General features: G+C 70.2%; 11 protein-coding genes. 8 read left to right on the top strand and 3 right to left on the bottom strand.

What is annotated here, in order from left to right:
* Positions 1 to 653: 653 nt before the first annotated feature.
* Entirely contained in the window at positions 654 to 1283 is a 630-nt protein-coding gene (locus K0H49_RS11940) for a LysE family translocator (RefSeq protein WP_219213258.1), read from the top strand.
* 40 nt (positions 1284 to 1323) lie between these two features.
* On the opposite strand, the gene K0H49_RS11935 is transcribed toward K0H49_RS11940, so the two are convergent.
* Positions 1324 to 2151: a DODA-type extradiol aromatic ring-opening family dioxygenase gene (locus K0H49_RS11935; RefSeq protein WP_219212326.1), complete on the bottom strand. Its 828-nt coding sequence runs from the start codon at positions 2149 to 2151 to the stop codon at positions 1324 to 1326.
* Positions 2152 to 2243: 92 nt separating this feature from the next.
* Between K0H49_RS11935 and K0H49_RS11930 the strand changes: the two genes are divergently transcribed.
* The 4 genes from K0H49_RS11930 (at position 2244) to K0H49_RS11915 (ending at position 8985) form a co-directional block, all read left to right on the top strand.
* Positions 2244 to 3143: a LysR family transcriptional regulator gene (locus K0H49_RS11930; RefSeq protein WP_219212324.1), complete on the top strand. Its 900-nt coding sequence runs from the start codon at positions 2244 to 2246 to the stop codon at positions 3141 to 3143.
* A gap of 45 nt (positions 3144 to 3188) precedes the next feature.
* The gene (locus K0H49_RS11925) at positions 3189 to 4331 is read left to right on the top strand and encodes a zinc-binding dehydrogenase (protein WP_219212322.1); all 1143 of its coding nucleotides are present in this window, start codon (positions 3189 to 3191) and stop codon (positions 4329 to 4331) included.
* 76 nt (positions 4332 to 4407) lie between these two features.
* Positions 4408 to 7068 carry a hybrid sensor histidine kinase/response regulator gene (locus K0H49_RS11920; RefSeq protein ID WP_219212320.1) on the top strand — a complete coding sequence of 887 codons (2661 nt, stop codon included), beginning with the start codon at positions 4408 to 4410 and terminating at the stop codon, positions 7066 to 7068.
* Positions 7069 to 7155: 87 nt separating this feature from the next.
* Positions 7156 to 8985: an ABC transporter ATP-binding protein gene (locus tag K0H49_RS11915; RefSeq protein WP_219212319.1), complete on the top strand. Its 1830-nt coding sequence runs from the start codon at positions 7156 to 7158 to the stop codon at positions 8983 to 8985.
* 29 nt (positions 8986 to 9014) lie between these two features.
* Here the strand turns inward: K0H49_RS11915 and K0H49_RS11910 are convergent, their stop codons facing one another.
* Together K0H49_RS11910 and K0H49_RS11905 are read right to left on the bottom strand one after the other, a co-directional pair.
* Complete coding sequence (locus tag K0H49_RS11910) at positions 9015 to 11168, bottom strand: LamG-like jellyroll fold domain-containing protein (RefSeq protein ID WP_219212317.1); 2154 nt, start codon at positions 11166 to 11168, stop codon at positions 9015 to 9017.
* Between the two features lie 135 nt (positions 11169 to 11303).
* Positions 11304 to 11921 carry a hypothetical protein gene (locus K0H49_RS11905; protein WP_219212315.1) on the bottom strand — a complete coding sequence of 206 codons (618 nt, stop codon included), beginning with the start codon at positions 11919 to 11921 and terminating at the stop codon, positions 11304 to 11306.
* 14 nt (positions 11922 to 11935) lie between these two features.
* On the opposite strand from K0H49_RS11905, the gene K0H49_RS11900 reads away from it, so the two are divergent.
* From K0H49_RS11900 to K0H49_RS11890, 3 genes are all read left to right on the top strand, one after another.
* Positions 11936 to 12166: a hypothetical protein gene (locus tag K0H49_RS11900; RefSeq protein ID WP_219212312.1), complete on the top strand. Its 231-nt coding sequence runs from the start codon at positions 11936 to 11938 to the stop codon at positions 12164 to 12166.
* Positions 12167 to 12308: 142 nt separating this feature from the next.
* Positions 12309 to 13706 carry a DUF2868 domain-containing protein gene (locus K0H49_RS11895; RefSeq protein ID WP_257624674.1) on the top strand — a complete coding sequence of 466 codons (1398 nt, stop codon included), beginning with the start codon at positions 12309 to 12311 and terminating at the stop codon, positions 13704 to 13706.
* 2 nt (positions 13707 to 13708) lie between these two features.
* Positions 13709 to 15124 carry a GTPase/DUF3482 domain-containing protein gene (locus K0H49_RS11890; RefSeq protein ID WP_219212310.1) on the top strand — a complete coding sequence of 472 codons (1416 nt, stop codon included), beginning with the start codon at positions 13709 to 13711 and terminating at the stop codon, positions 15122 to 15124.
* Position 15125 lies beyond the last annotated feature (1 nt).

Below are 15125 nucleotides of genomic sequence, written 5' to 3'. Positions count from 1 at the left end.
ATGGTCCTTCGGGACCCGTTCACACGCAGGAGAAGTTCAACAGCTGCTAACTCCCAAACATCGCAATGAGCGCGTATACGCCCGTGAGAACCCAGCCCGCGGCCCTCGCGTTGTCCACGTTCTCCTTGGGAATGGGAACCAGCTCTGCCTGCCTCCATGCCCACATGTTGAAAGCGACGCCCAAGCAGACGCCGCTCACGGCGAGGGGATAGGACATGGCGCCGGCAGCCGCGACCATCGATCCGATGATGACTAGAAACGTTCCGACGACGATACCGCTGGATGTACTTGCCAGTACGTGCGATAGGCAGCCGCATTTTTCACACTTCGCAGGAAAGCCGCGGTCCGACCAGCGCTTGGCAAGGCCGGAGATGCTCAGTTCCTGGCAACGGGGGCAGGCATGTTTCATCTAGAGCCGGACGTCGCAGTCCTCGTCCTTATATGTTTGCAAGACCGCTGAAGGCCGTGAGCCGTCATCGTAGGTTGCGCTTGCAGCGTTGGCCGACGGCAGTCAGGCGTGCATGAGCAACTGGGCAGGCGGCGCGGCGCCCCGAGACCTGCACCGCAGCGGCGAGCGATGCGGCCGGGACACCCGGCAAAGCCCGCGGATGGTTACCATGACCGTCCTGCCTTGCGCGCCCGATGGAATCGCGATGTTCGAACTGTCCACCCTGCTGTCCTATACCGCCGTCGTCATCGGCCTGTTCCTGATCCCAGGCCCGGCGGTGGTGCTGGTCTTCATACGGACCGCGCAAGGCGGGCGCGCTGTCGGTGTCGCCACGGGCCTGGGCATCGCCTGCGGCGACTTCGTCCATGCCATGGCGGCGGCCATCGGCCTGTCGGCGATCCTGATGACCTCGGCGCTGGCCTTCAACGTCATCAAGCTGGTCGGCGCGGGCTACCTGATCTGGCTGGGTGTGCAGGCCATGCTCGAGAAGACGGGCGATTCGGCGGTCGAGGCGCCGCGGCCACGCGTCACGGCCAGACAAGCCTTCCTGCAGGCCATTCCGGCCGAGGTGCTGAACCCGAAGACCGCGTTGTTCTTCCTCGCCTTCCTGCCGCAGTTCGTGCATCCGGAGCGCGGTTCCAGCTTCCTGCAGTTCACGGTGCTGGGCCTGATCTTCGTCGTGCTGAGCGCGCTCTATTCCGCCGCGTTCGCGCTGTCCGCGCGCCCTCTGGGGCGCATCCTGGGTCGCATCGCGTGGCTCCATCGCTGGAAGGGCAAGATCGTCGGCACGATCTTCATCGGCCTCGGCCTGAAGGTGGCGGTTCAGCAGCGCTGAAGCCCGCCAGACAGACAGAGGCCCCGAGGCCGAATCGGCCTCAGACGGCCCCGAAGCGAAAGCTAGACACCGCGATCCCGCCCATGAAATCCTGCTCGTGGTACACGCGCTCGCCCGCTTCCGCTTCGGCCGCGCCGACCGCGACCATCAACGGGATCAGGTGCTCCTCGCGCGGATGCGCGATGCGTGCCGCGGGGGCCGAGGCCCAGTCGAGCAGGTGCGCGACCCGCGCCTCCGACGTCGCGCCCACCACCGCGATGTCGAGCCAGTCGTCGAAGGCCTTCGACACATCGCGGGCCTGCGGGCCGAAGTTGCGCAGGTTGTGATAGCTCAGGCCGCTGCCGACGATCAGCACGTCTTCGCGGCGCAGCGGCGCCAGCGCGCGGCCCAGCGCGATGTGCTCGGCCGGGTCGAGGCCACGCTTCAGCGAGAGCTGGACCATGGGCACATCGGCCTTCGGGTAGATCGCCGCCATCGGTGAGAAGGCACCGTGGTCGAAGCCGCGCTCGGCATCGATCGCGCTCGGCAAGCCGGCGGCCTCGAGCAGCGCCACCACGCGCCGCGCCACCTCGGGCGAGCCCGGCGCGTCGTAGTGCACCTGGTAGGTGTGGGCCGGGAAGCCGCCGTAGTCGTAGATCATGGGCGGCTTGGGGTTGCCCTGCACCGTGAAGGCGGGCATCTCCCAGTGCGCGGACACCATGAGGATGGCGCGCGGCGCGCGGCCGATCTGGCGCGGCATGTCGGCCAGCGAGGCCTCGAGCTGCGCGTAGGCATTGCCCATCTCCTTCTTCATCCACGGCCACGGGCCGCCGCCGTGGGAGATGAAATAGGTGGGCAGCAGGCGGTCGGTGGCAATCGTGGTGGTCATGGAGAGGCTCCTTTTGCGCCAGTCTAGAGATTTCCCATCAGGAAATCGATGGGCTAGGATTCAACGATTCATTTCTCCACAGGAAACCATCCATGGACCGCATGACCAGCCTGCGGGTGTTCCGCGACGTGGTGGACGCGGGCAGCTTCACCGCCGCGGCCGACCGCCTTGGCCTCTCGGCGCCGATGGCCAGCAAGCATGTCGCGCAGCTGGAGAAGTCGCTGGGCGCGCGGCTGCTCAACCGCTCGAGCCGGCACCTGAGCCTGACCGAGGCGGGCGAGTCCTGGTACGCGCAGAGCGCGCAGGCGCTCGACCTGCTGGACGCGGCCGAGGCCGCCATCGGCCGCAAGAACGACGCGCCGCGCGGCCAGTTGAAGGTCAGTGCGCCCGTGTGGTGCGCCACGCCGCATTTCGCCCGCGTGCTGGCCAGCTACCACGACGCCTTTCCCGAGGTGCTGGTCGACATGCACCTGGAGAACCGCAAGGTCGACCTCGCAGCCGACGGCTACGACCTGGCGCTGCGCGCGACGCAGGAGCCCTCGCCCGCGCTGATCGCGCGCCGCCTGTGCCGCGTGCAGTTCCACCTGGTCGCCACGCCCGCATTGCTGGCACGCGCCGGCACGCCTTCGCTGCCGTCGGAGCTGGCCCGGCTCGGCGCCATCGTGCCCAGCTATGTGAACATCGAGGGCCTGTCGCTCAAGGGGCCCGGCGGCCGGCAGGCGCCGCTGCGGCTGAATCCGGTCCTGCGCTCGGACGACACCACGCTCACGCTGCATGCGGTGCGCGCGGGCCTGGGCATGTCCTTCCTGCCCGAGTGGCTGGTCGACGACGACCTGGCGGCCGGCACGCTGGTGCGCGTGGCGCCCGAGTACAGCGCCCAGGCCGTCACGCTGTTCGCGGTCTACACCAGCCGGCAGTACATGGCGCCCAAGCTGCGCAGCTTCATCGACCACCTGGGCCAGGCGCTGTGCCGCGACGGCGACACAGCCTGAACGTCATGGCGTCCTAAACTGCGATCTGCTCATTCTGGAGGCTCCATGGCCCTCGACATTCCCCGCACCGCCCTTCAACTCCACTCGCTCGTGAAGCGCAGTGGCGAACTCGAGCTGTCGCTCGCCGAACTGCCCATCCCCGCGGTGGCCGACAACGAGGTGCTGGTGCGCATCGAGGCCGCGCCGCTCAACCCCTCGGACCTGGGCCTGCTGTTCGGCACCGCCGACCTGGAGACCGCGGTCGCCGGCGGCACGGCCGAGCGTCCGCTGCTCACCGCGCGCATCCCCGACGCCGGGATGCGGGCCATGGCCGCGCGGCTCGACGAACCGATGCCCGTGGGCAACGAGGGTGCGGGCGTGGTGGTCGACGCCGGCAAGTCGCCCGCGGCCCAGGCCCTGCTCGGCAAGACCGTGGCGGTGCTGGGCGGCGCGATGTATGCGCAGTTCCGCGCGGTGCCGGTCGACCAGTGCCTGCTGCTGCCCGACGACGCCACGCCGGCCGACGGCGCCTCGTCCTTCGTCAATCCGCTGACCGCGCTCGGCATGGTCGAGACCATGAAGCGCGAAGGCCACACCGCGCTGGTCCATACGGCCGCCGCCTCGAACCTGGGCCAGATGCTGCAGCGCATCTGCCTGGCCGATGGCATCGGCCTGGTCAACATCGTGCGCAAGCCCGAACAGGTCGCGCTGCTCAGGGCCATGGGTGCGACGCACGTCTGCGATGCCAGCGCCCCGAGCTTCCTCGCCGACCTGACCGATGCGCTGGCCGCGACCGGCGCCACGCTGGCCTTCGACGCCACCGGCGGCGGCCCGCTGGCCGGCCAGATCCTTGCCTGCATGGAAGCGGCGATCGCCCGCACCGCCAAGGTCTACAACCGCTACGGCTCGAGCACGGACAAGCAGGTCTACCTCTACGGCGGCCTCGACGTCCGGCCCACCACCTTCAACCGCAGCTTCGGCATGGCCTGGGGCATGGGCGGCTGGCTGCTGTTTCCCTTCCTGCAGAAGATCGGCCCCGCGGCTGCGCAGCTGCTCAAGCAGCGCGTGGCCGCCGAACTCAAGACCACCTTCGCCAGCCGCTACGCGGGCGAGCTGTCGCTGACCGAGGTGCTGTCGCCGGCCGCCATCGCGCGCTACAACCAGCGCGCGACCGGGGAGAAATTCCTGATCCGGCCGAACGCGCGCTGATCAGATCGGCCGCTGCTTCCGGCTGGGATGTTGTCCGACGCGGCGGCCTGAAACGGCCTGCTACATTTTTCGCGAAATGAAGCACCCGACAACTTCCGGATCGGCGCTGAACGCCGACATCTTTGTCGGCGACAGCGAGATGGCCCAGCGCATGCGCGCGCACGACTGGGCCGCCACGCCGCTCGGGCCGCCGGCCCAGTGGCCCGAGGCGCTCAAAGTCGCCTTGCGCATCCTGCTGACCTCGCGCTTCCAGATGTGGCTGGGCTGGGGCCCCGACGTCGCCTTCTTCTACAACGACGCCTACCGGCCCACGCTGGGCCTCAAGCACCCGCGTGCGCTGGGCATGCCGACGCGGGTGCTGTGGTCGGAGATCTGGAAGGACGTCGAAGGCCGCATCCGCACCGTCTACGACAAGGGCGAGTCGACCTGGGACGATGCGCTGATGCTGCTGCTGGAGCGCTCCGGCTATCCCGAGGAGACCTACCACGCCTTTTCCTACAGTCCGCTGCTGGGCGCGGGCGGCCAGGTCGAGGGTTTGTTCTGCGCGGTGTCCGAAGACACCGGCCGCGTGATCAGCGAACGCCGCCTGCGCGCGCTGCGCGAGCTCGGTGCCGGCCTGGCCACCTGCGACACGCGCGAGGCCGTGGTCCGGGCCACGCGCGACGCGCTGGCCCAGAGCGAACGCGACCTGCCCTTCGCGCTGATGTACCTGTTCGACGCCACCGGCACCGCGCACCTGGCCTGCGCCACCGGCATCGCGCGCGGCCATCGGCTGGCGCCGGAGGCACTGGCCGCCGACGCGACACAGCCTTGGGCGCTCGACCGGCTCGCGGCCGGCGAGACCGCCTTCATCCAGCCGCTCGACGCTGCCGACGACCTCCCGCACGGCCCCTGGGACCGCCCCGCGCCATCGGCCTTCATCGTCCAGCTGCCGCCCCAGGGCTCGGCCCGCGCCGCCGGCTTCCTGGTGTGCGGGGCCAGCCCCTATGCGCCGGCCACGCACGACGCCATGAGCTTCGTCCAGCTGCTCAGCGGCCAGGTTGCGCCCAGCCTGGCCAACGCCGAGGCGCTGGCCGCGCGCACCGCCGAGCGCGACCGCCTGCGCGACCTGTTCCAGCAGGCGCCCGGCTTCATGTGCGTGCTGCGCGGACCGGACCATGTCTTCGAGCTGGTCAACGCCTCGTACCAGCAGCTCATCGGCCACCGTGCGGTCGAGGGCAAGCCGGTGCGCGAGGCCCTGCCCGAACTCACGGGACAGGGCTTCTACGAACGGCTCGACCAGGTCTACCGCAGCGGCGTGCCCTTCGTCGGCCAGGGCCTGCGCATCGCGCTGCAGCGCGAGCCGGGCGCCGGGCTGACCGAGCGCTACCTCGACTTCGTCTACCAGCCCATCCTCGACGCCAACGGCGCCGCCACCGGCATCTTTGCCGAGGGCGTCGACGTGACCGACAAGGTGGAGTCCGGCAACGCGCTGCGCGCGCTCAACGACAGCCTGGAGGCGCGCATCGCCGAACGCACGCACGAGGTCGAGAGCGCACTGGCCCGGCTGCGCAAGGAATCGCAGGAGCGCGAGGCCGCAGAAGATGCGCTGCGCCAGGCCCAGAAGATGGAAGCGGTGGGCCAGCTCACCGGGGGGCTGGCGCACGACTTCAACAACCTGCTCTCGGGCATCACCGGCAGCCTGGAGCTGATGCAGCGCCGGCTGCGCCAGGGCCGCTACGAGGACTTCGAGCGCTACATCCACACCGGCCAGGGTGCGGCCAAGCGCGCGGCCGCGCTCACGCACCGGCTGCTGGCCTTCTCGCGGCGCCAGACGCTCGACCCCAAGGCCACCGACATCAACCGGCTGATCCGCGGCATGGAGGAACTGATCCGCCGTACCATCGGCCCGGAGAACCGGCTCGAAGTGGTGGGCGCGGTCGGGCTGTGGATCACGCGCGTCGATCCGCCCCAGCTCGAGAACGCGCTGCTCAACCTGTGCCTCAACGCGCGCGACGCGATGCCAGGCGGCGGCCGCCTGACCATCGAGACGGCCAACCAGTGGATGGACGAGCGGGCCGCGCGCGACCGCGACCTGCCCGCCGGCCAGTACGTCTCGCTGTGCGTGACCGACACCGGCACCGGCATGTCGCCCGAGGTGGCGCAGCGGGTGTTCGAGCCTTTCTTCACGACCAAGCCCATCGGCATGGGCACCGGCCTGGGTCTGTCGATGGTCTACGGCTTCGCGCGCCAGTCGGGCGGCCAGGTGCGGGTCTATTCGGAGGTCGGCATGGGCACGACCCTGTGCGTGTACCTGCCGCGCCACCACGAAGCCGAAGCCCCCTACGAGCCGCCCGCGCCGCTCGACGCGACCGAGGTCCCCGGCGCGGGCCTGGTGCTGGTGGTCGACGACGAACCCTCGGTGCGCTCGCTGGTGACCGAGGTGCTGGGCGAGCTCGGCTACCGCACGCTCGAGGCCGAGGAAGGTGCGGCCGGCCTGGCGGTGCTGCAGTCGAGCGCGGCCATCGACCTGCTGATCACCGACGTCGGCCTGCCCGGCGGCATGAACGGCCGCCAGCTGGCCGATGCCGCCCGTGCCTCGCGCCCGGAGCTCAAGGTGCTGTTCATCACCGGCTATGCGGAGAACGCGGTGGTGGGCAACGGCCACCTCGATCCCGGCATGGAGATCATGACCAAGCCCTTCACGCTGGACGCGCTGGCGCGCCGCGTGCGGCAGATGGTCGCGGCAAAGTCCTGACGCGGGCATGGGCGCCGCGCGCCCGGTACAGTGGAGCCCTCTCGAAAAGGCGCCTGGCGCCTTTTTTCACTTGAAAGACCGTCTGCCTTGTTCCGTTTCTTCGAAAGACTTCTCCAGCCCTACCCCGCCGCCGAACCCGTGCCGCCGCCTGACGGCTTCTTCGCCTTTCTCTGGGCCTGTACCCAGGGCACGCGCGGCAAGATCGCCGCGATGGCGGGGCTCACCGCGGTCATGTCGGCCTTCGAAGCCCTGCTGTTCGCCATGCTGGGCCGCATCGTCGACTGGCTCGGCGGCCAGGTCCCGGCGCTTCTCTGGGAGGACCGCGGCACCACGCTGATGTGGCTGGCCGCCGCGCTGGTGGCGAGCGTCGCGGTGGTGGCGATGCAGACCATCGTCAAGCACCAGACGCTGGCCATCAACCTGCCGATGCGGCTGCGCTGGAACTTCCACCGCCTGATGCTCGGCCAGAGCATGGCCTTCTACCAGGACGAGTTCGCCGGCCGCATCACGGCCAAGGTGATGCAGACCGCGCTCGCGGTGCGCGACACCATCTTCGTGCTGGCCGACGTGCTGGTGGCCATGGGGGTCTACGTCGCCACGCTGATCGTGCTGGCGGCCGTGCTCGACACCACGCTGATGGTGCCCTTCATCGTGTGGCTGCTGCTCTACGTCGCACAGCTTGCATGGTTCGTGCCGCGGCTGGGCAAGATCGGCAAGGCGCAGGCCGATGCGCGCGCGCTCATGACCGGGCGCATCACCGACGCCTACACCAACATCGCCACCGTCAAGCTGTTCTCGCACACCCAGCGCGAAGCCGGCTTCGCACGCTCGGCCATGCAGGAGTTCCAGGCCACCGGACAGGCCCAGATGCGGCTGGTGAGCGCCTTCGAGATCACCAACCACATCCTGAGCATGGCGCTCACCGCCGGCATGGCGGGCATGGCGCTGTGGCTGTGGTCGCGCGGCGTGGTCGGTGTGGGCACGGTGGCCGCGGCCACCGCGATGGCGCTGCGGCTGCAGGGCATGTCGCACTGGATCATGTGGGAGATGACCAGCCTGTTCGAGAACATCGGCACGGTGCAGGACGGCATGAAGACGCTGTCGCGCCCGCGCACCGTGGTCGACGCGCCGGCCGCACCGGTGCTGGCCGTGCCGCACGGCGAGGTGCGCTTCGAGCATGCGAGCTTCCGCTACGGCGAAGGCCGCCCGAACGTGATCGACGACATGACGCTGACGGTGCGCCCCGGCGAGAAGATCGGCCTGGTGGGCCGCTCGGGCGCGGGCAAGTCGACGCTGGTGAACCTGCTGCTGCGCTTCCATGACCTGGATGGCGGCCGCATCCTGATCGACGGGCAGGACATCGCGCAGGTCACGCAGGATTCGCTGCGCAAGCACATCGGCATGGTCACGCAGGACACCTCGCTGCTGCACCGCTCGGTGGCCGACAACATCGCCTACGGCCGCCCCGACGCACCGCACGACGAGATCCGCGAAGCCGCCGAACGCGCCGAGGCGCAGGCCTTCATCGACTCGCTGGGCGACGCCAAGGGCCGCAGCGGCTACGAGGCGCATGTGGGCGAACGCGGCGTGAAGCTCTCGGGCGGCCAGCGCCAGCGAATCGCCATCGCGCGCGTGATGCTCAAGGACGCGCCGATCCTGCTGCTCGACGAGGCCACCAGCGCACTCGACTCCGAGGTCGAGGCCGCGATCCAGGCCAGCCTGTACCGGCTGATGGAAGGCAAGACCGTGATCGCGATCGCCCACCGGCTCTCGACCATCGCCGCTATGGACCGGCTGATCGTGCTCGACGAAGGCAAGGTGGTGGAAGAAGGCGACCACGCCACCCTGCTGGGCCAGGGCGGGCTCTATGCCCGCCTCTGGGCGCACCAGAGCGGCGGTTTCCTGGGCGAGCAGTGATCAGGTCTTGAAGCGCTCGCCGGCGCGCCTCAGCTGGCGCGTGCGGTGAGCCACTGCGAGGACTTCAGCGCCGCCGCCACCACCCGCACCTCGCCGATGTTGCCGAAGAAGCCGTCGGCGCGGCCGCCATCCCACGAGCCGCCGCCGACCACCCAGGGCGAGCTGGCCGACAGGGTCGACAGGCCCTGCGCATTGCTGGTGTTGCGCAGCACCGGCGCGCCCTCGACATACATCGTGGTGTTGTGCGTCACGGGGTCGTTGACGATCGCGATGTGCACCCAGCCGCCCGCGATGATCTCGCCCGACCAGTTGGTGCGGCCGGTACGTGAACCCTGCGTGGGCACGACTTCCCACTGCACTTCGCGCAGGCTGGAAATGGCGAACAGCATCGGCGGCGATTCGCCATCGCCGCCGTTCCACCCCGGCAGCTGGCCGCGGATGCCGTCGCGCGTCATGATGTTCATCCAGGCCTGCTTGCCGCTGGTCCAGCCCGGGTCGATCTTGATGAAGGCCTCGACCGTGTAGCCGTTCTCGAGCGTCTGCGCATTGATCGGCGCGGCGGCGTCCGTGAGGAAGTAGCTCAGGCGCGGCACGTTCTTGTCGGTGTTGAGGAAGCGCACCGAACCCGGCGCGGCCGACAGGAAATGGCGGTCGTCGCTCCACACGATGTCGCCGGCCTGCGCGCTCTGGATGCCGCCCTGGTTCAGCGCATCGCGGTGCAGCGGATTGGCGCCGGTCACGTCGGCGATCACCGCGCCCACCGGCACCGCCTGGTTCGCCGTGCCGCCGAAGAAGCGCCAGTGGGCCAGCGTGTTCGCGACCTTCGGATAGTCGTCGGCGTTTGCCGCGGGCCGCGGCGTCGCGACCTCGGGCTCGACGTAGTTCTTGAGCAGCATGGCCTTGGCCTGCGCTACCAGCGAGCTGGCGACGGTCGCTTCGCCGACGCCGAAGGACTTGTTGAAGCCGCCGAAGCGCTGGCTGAAGTCCATGTCGATGCTGAACTCCTCGTTGGGCGTGGTCAGCACGGCCTGGTCGAAGGCGGTCAGGGTCGCAGCCGGCTTCTGCGGCACCCAGGGCGAGAAGGACAGCACCTTGATCTTCTTGTTCGTCAGGTCGAACTCGTAGAGCCGCATCAGGCCGTTGCCGCCCTGGTAGGCCATCTGGTAGTCGACCACCATCTCCTCGACCGCATGGCCGTAGTCGTTGGTCTTCGTGAGATGGGCCGCGCCGTGGTGGTGGCCGTTGAGCGTCATGAAGATCTGGTCGTTGTCGCGGATCAGCTTCTGCCACAACATCTGGCCGTAACCCGTCTCCAGCGGGCTCACGCCGTCGGCGGCGATGTTGAGCAGCTGGTGGTTGGCCAGGATCACCGGCAGCGTCGGGTTGGCCGCAATGACCTGGCGCGCCCAGACGATGCCCGCATCGGAGATGCGCCACGAGAGCGAGAGCACCATGAACTTCTGGCCCTGCGCCTCGAACACGTGGTACTCGTGGAAGCCGCTCGGGTCGCGTCCGCGGAAGGTCGACTGGGCCGCGGCGCGCGTCTTGCCGAACCATTGCAGGTAGGGCTCGTTGGCCAGGTTGCGGTTGGCCTCGGTCCCGTCGACGGGATCGACGCCGAAATCGATGTCCCGCAGCACGTCGTGGTTGCCGGCCAGCACGCTGTAGGGCTGCTTGGCGGCCTCGAGCAGCTTCATCGCGGCGTCCGCCACCTTCCACTGGTCGGGCTTGCCGACCTGGTCGACCACGTCGCCCAGGTGGATCGTGAAGGGAATGTTCAGCGCCTTGGCGTTGGCCGCGATCCAGCCCGTCTGGGCCGAGAAGGGCTCGTTGCCGAAGCGGGTCATGTACTCGCTGCCTTCGGCCGAGGTCGCATAGCGGGCGTAGAACTGCGTGTCGGGCATCACGGCGAGCGCGAAGCTGGAGATCGGCGCGGGCGCCGGTGCCGGGCCGGGGGCCGGCGCAGGTGCGGGCGCCGGCGCGGGGGGCGCGGGCGTGGCCGCGGCATCGTTGTTGCCGCCACCGCAGGCGGCCAGCAGGGAGCTGCCGGTCACGGCCAGCAGGCCGGCACCGAACTTGAGGATCTGTCGACGCGCCGGACCTTCACCGAAGGACGGTGCGGGCTCGGAAGGCGCAGCGGGCACGGTCGAGGGAAGGTCGTGCGGATCGTTGGACTGGGACATGGGAGCAAACAAGAGCAGAGGGGCTGCCGAGCGTAGGCACGCGCGGTGTCACGTCGGTTACGCGTGCGTGACGCTTCTGTTGCGGCCCCCGCACCGCACACGCGGGCGCCGTATGCGTCCTCCCCTTGCCTGCCCTCAGCGCGTCTGCAGCCCCAGCAACGTCTGGTAGCAGCTCGCCTCCAGCGCCTCCGCCGCCTTGGCCGCGCCCGGCGCGCCCTCGGCCACCGCGTTGCGGCAGCGCAACCCGATCGCGACCGCGGGCCGCAGCGCCTGGTCCTTCTGGGTCACGCCCTTCACGTTGATGAACTGCGAATAGTGGAAGCGCTTGCCGTCCTCGAGCGCGGTGTAGATGTACTGCGTGCCGCCCGCGAGGAAATCGAGGCCGGGCATGGCGTCGACCTCGCGCTGCATGTCCTCGATGGCGGCACTGCTGGCGCGCTCGGCCGCCCGCTGCTCATCGGGCGTGAGGTCGTCCAGCCGCACCGAGCGCGCCACCGGGCTCAGCGAGACGCGGGCCACCGCAAGCGCGTCCTTCACGCCGGGCAGCGCGTGGCTGTAGAAGAAGAAACGCTTGCCCTGCCCTTCGGAGGTCGACAGCGCCTTCCAGCCCGCGGGCGGCCTGAACTGAGCCTGACCCGCAGGATCGATGAACAGGCGGGCCTGGCGGGCGTCGTCGCTTGCGGGGTCGGCCGCCGAGCAGAGGCCGGTGAAGGCCAGGCTGCACAGCAGGAGAGAGGAGCGAAAGCGAAGCATGGGCATGTCGGTCGGTGACGAAGAGTGAAATCAGCGGCGATTCTGCGGGCGGGCGCGCGGCCCGCCGCGCAAAGATCGGTGCGTCCTACAGCACACGCCGCTGGCCGCCGACAGGGAAAAATGGGCTGCGTGAGAGGCTGTCGACGTTGTCAACAAAGAGGAGCCCTCGCGTGAATTCCATCATCTATATCGTCGGTCTGGTCGTGGTCGTGGTTGCTGTGCTGTCGTTCTTCGGCCTGCGCTGAATTCGACAAGCCAGAGCGCCGGCTGCAAGGCCGGCCATTCGAAGGGGCCGTTCGCGGCCCCTTCGCGTTGGTGCGCACGGCATAATTTCCCGCACCCCGCCGGCCTCATGCGCCGGTGCCGAAGAAGAACCGAGAAAAGCCGTTGAACATCGCATCGCGTCCGACCGCCGCCACGCCGCCGCCGAATGCGCTGATCACCGAAGCCGTCGAGCTGATCGAGGAGGCCGGCCCGCTCGACGACGCGGCGGCGATGCGCGAAGCCATGGTCCAGCGGACCGACCTGCCCGGCCGCATCGCGTTGCGCGCACAGTTGCTGGGCCAGCGCCTGGGCCTGCCCCCCGAACTCGCACGCGCCCGCCAATGGGCACCCTGGATCGGCCTCGGCCTGGTGCTGGCCATCGTGCTCGCGGGCCTGGGCCTGGCGGGCAGCGTGGTCGGCGGCGCCGAGCGCCGCATCAACATCATGGCGGCGCTGATCAGCCTGCTGGGCCTGCACCTGCTGACGCTGCTGGCCTGGCTGCTCGGCCTGTTGCTGCCCCTGCGGGCGCCCCGCATGTCCTTCGGCTGGCTGTGGATGACGCTCACGGCGCGCGTCGCGGGCGGTCGCCAGGGCCAGGCGCCGGTGCTGGTGCGTGCGGCCACCCGGCTGCTGGCGCGCGCGCGCCTGCTGCCCTGGGCGCTGGGGCTGGTCAGCCATGGCATCTGGACGCTGTCCTTCGTCGTCGTGCTGGGCGCCCTGCTCTTCGCGCTGGCCTTCCACCGCTACACGCTGAACTGGGAGACGACCATCCTCGACCCTCAGTTCTTCCTGCAGGCGGTGCAGTGGCTGGGCCGTCTGCCCGCGGTGTTCGGCTTCGCCACGCCCGACGCCAGCGTGGTGCTGGCACCGGGCGGCATGGCCGATGCGGCGCGCCAGCGCAGTTGGGCCTTGTGGCTCACCGGCTGCATCGTGGTCTACGGGCTGCTGCCGCGCGCGCTGCTCCTGCTGCTGAGCGCGGCGATGTGGCAATGGCGCAAGCGCGGCCTGCAACCCGCACTCGACGCGCCCTACCACCGCCGGCTGGCGGCACGCTTCGAGTCATTGGCGCCAGCGGCCATCGTCGATGCCGACCCCGGCGCGGCGCGGGCCAGCGTCCCGCTGCGCCCCATGGACACCCTCGACGCACTGATCGTCGCCGGCTTCGAATTGCCGCCGGACCTCGCCTGGCCGCCGGCCGACCTGCCCGCCGAGGCGCGGGTGCTGCGCACCGACGGCAGCGCCGAGGCGCGGCGCACCTTGCTCGACACGGCCGCGCAGCTGCGGCCGCGCACCCTGCTGCTGGCCTGCCGCGCCGCGGCCAGTCCGGACCGCGGCACCGAGCGCCTGCTGCGCGAGCTGCTCGCGCACTGCGGCGAATGCCGGCTCTGGCTGCTGGCCGACGACGGCACCGTCGCGTCCTCCGAGGGGGGCGCCCAGCGCTGGCGCGACTGGCTGCGCGACACCGGGCTCGAACGCATCGCCGCGCATGAGCGGCTGAGCGACGCGCTGGCAGGATGGTGAGCATGCAAGACCCCGCCATCCGCATCGCCGTGGTCGGCCACACCAACGCCGGCAAGACCTCGCTGCTGCGCACGCTGACACGGCGCGTCGACTTCGGCGAGGTCTCGGCGCGACCCGGCACCACGCGCCATGTGGAGCGCATCGAACTCAAGGTGCGCGAACGCGCGGCCGTGCAGTTCTTCGACACGCCGGGGCTCGAAGACGCCGTGAGCCTGCGCGCGCACATCGCGCAGCTCGGCGACGCCCCCACGCCGCCCGAGCGCATCCGCCGCTTCCTCGAAGGGCCCGAAGCACGTGGCAGCTTCGAGCAGGAGGCCAAGGTGCTGCGCACGCTGCTCGAGGTCGATGCCGCCTTCCTCGTGATCGACGCGCGCGAGCCGGTGCTGCCCAAGTACCGCGACGAGATCGAGTTGCTGCGCTCCTGCGCGCGGCCGGTGCTGCCGGTGCTCAACTTCGTGCGTGACACCGCCGCGCGCGAGGCCGAATGGCGCACGCTGCTGGCGGCCTACGGCATGCATGCGGTGGTGCGCTTCGATGCGGCCGCCCCCTTCGTCGGTGCCGAGCACGACCTCTACCAAGACCTGGTTACGCTGTTGCGCGAACGCCGCGCGCAACTGCAGGACGTGATCGCCTCGCTCGACGCCGAATTTGCGCAGCGCCGCAGCGACGCCGCCGCGCGCATCGCCGAGCTGCTGGTCGACGTGGCCGCCACGCGCCGCACGCTGCCCGCGGCCGAGTTCGACGACGCGGCGCGCCGCGCACCACAGATCGCGGCGCTGCAGCAGGCCGTGTCGGCCAAGGCGCAGCGCTGCACCTCCGACCTGCTCGCGCTCTACGGCTTCCGCGAAGGCGATGCGGCCGAAGCCGCCTTGCCGCTGCTCGAGGGCCGCTGGTCGATGGATTTCTTCAGCCCCGAGGCGCTCAAGGACGCGAGCCTGCGGCTGGGCAAGGGGGCCGCGGTGGGCGTGGCCGTGGGCGTGGTGGCCGACCTCGCGCTGGCCGGCTTGTCGCTCGGCGCGGGTGCGGCCCTGGGCGGCGCCATCGGCGGCGCGATCTCCCAGGGCTGGGGTCCGCTGGGCCGCAAGCTGGCCAACAAGCTGCGCGCCCTGCACGAGCTCACGGTCGAAGACCGCGTGCTGTTCGCGCTGGCCACATGGCAGATGCAGCTCACGCAGGCATTGGAGCGACGCGGCCATGCGGCCACGCAGCGCATCAGCACGGAAGAAGCCTCGAAGGATGGCGATGCGCCGACGCGCGCCGCGGCCGATGCGGTGCGCGCCGCGCAGCCGGCGCGCAACCATCCCGAATGGGAGGCCGGCGGCGGCGTGGCGCGCCACTTCCGGCGTGCCTCGCCGCAGCGCGAGGCGCTGGTGGGCGAGCTGTCGCACACGCTGCAGCGCGCCTTCGCGGCCCGCTGAA

This window comes from Variovorax boronicumulans (assembly GCF_019352895.1).
GTDB classification, from domain to species: Bacteria; Pseudomonadota; Gammaproteobacteria; order Burkholderiales; family Burkholderiaceae_C; genus Variovorax; species Variovorax boronicumulans_A.
This window is presented reverse-complemented; position numbering and strand designations above follow the sequence as displayed.

Bases quoted from the DNA above. Each gene is read 5' to 3' on its own strand.
- K0H49_RS11905 (WP_219212315.1), bottom strand. From the start codon at position 11,921: ATGCTTCGCTTTCGCTCCTCTCTCCTGCTGTGCAGCCTGGCCTTCACC.
- K0H49_RS11920 (WP_219212320.1), top strand. From the start codon at position 4,408: ATGAAGCACCCGACAACTTCCGGATCGGCGCTGAACGCCGACATCTTT.
- K0H49_RS11925 (WP_219212322.1), top strand. From the start codon at position 3,189: ATGGCCCTCGACATTCCCCGCACCGCCCTTCAACTCCACTCGCTCGTG.
- K0H49_RS11890 (WP_219212310.1), top strand. From the start codon at position 13,709: ATGCAAGACCCCGCCATCCGCATCGCCGTGGTCGGCCACACCAACGCC.
- K0H49_RS11930 (WP_219212324.1), top strand. From the start codon at position 2,244: ATGGACCGCATGACCAGCCTGCGGGTGTTCCGCGACGTGGTGGACGCG.
- K0H49_RS11940 (WP_219213258.1), top strand. From the start codon at position 654: ATGTTCGAACTGTCCACCCTGCTGTCCTATACCGCCGTCGTCATCGGC.
- K0H49_RS11910 (WP_219212317.1), bottom strand. From the start codon at position 11,168: ATGTCCCAGTCCAACGATCCGCACGACCTTCCCTCGACCGTGCCCGCT.
- K0H49_RS11935 (WP_219212326.1), bottom strand. From the start codon at position 2,151: ATGACCACCACGATTGCCACCGACCGCCTGCTGCCCACCTATTTCATC.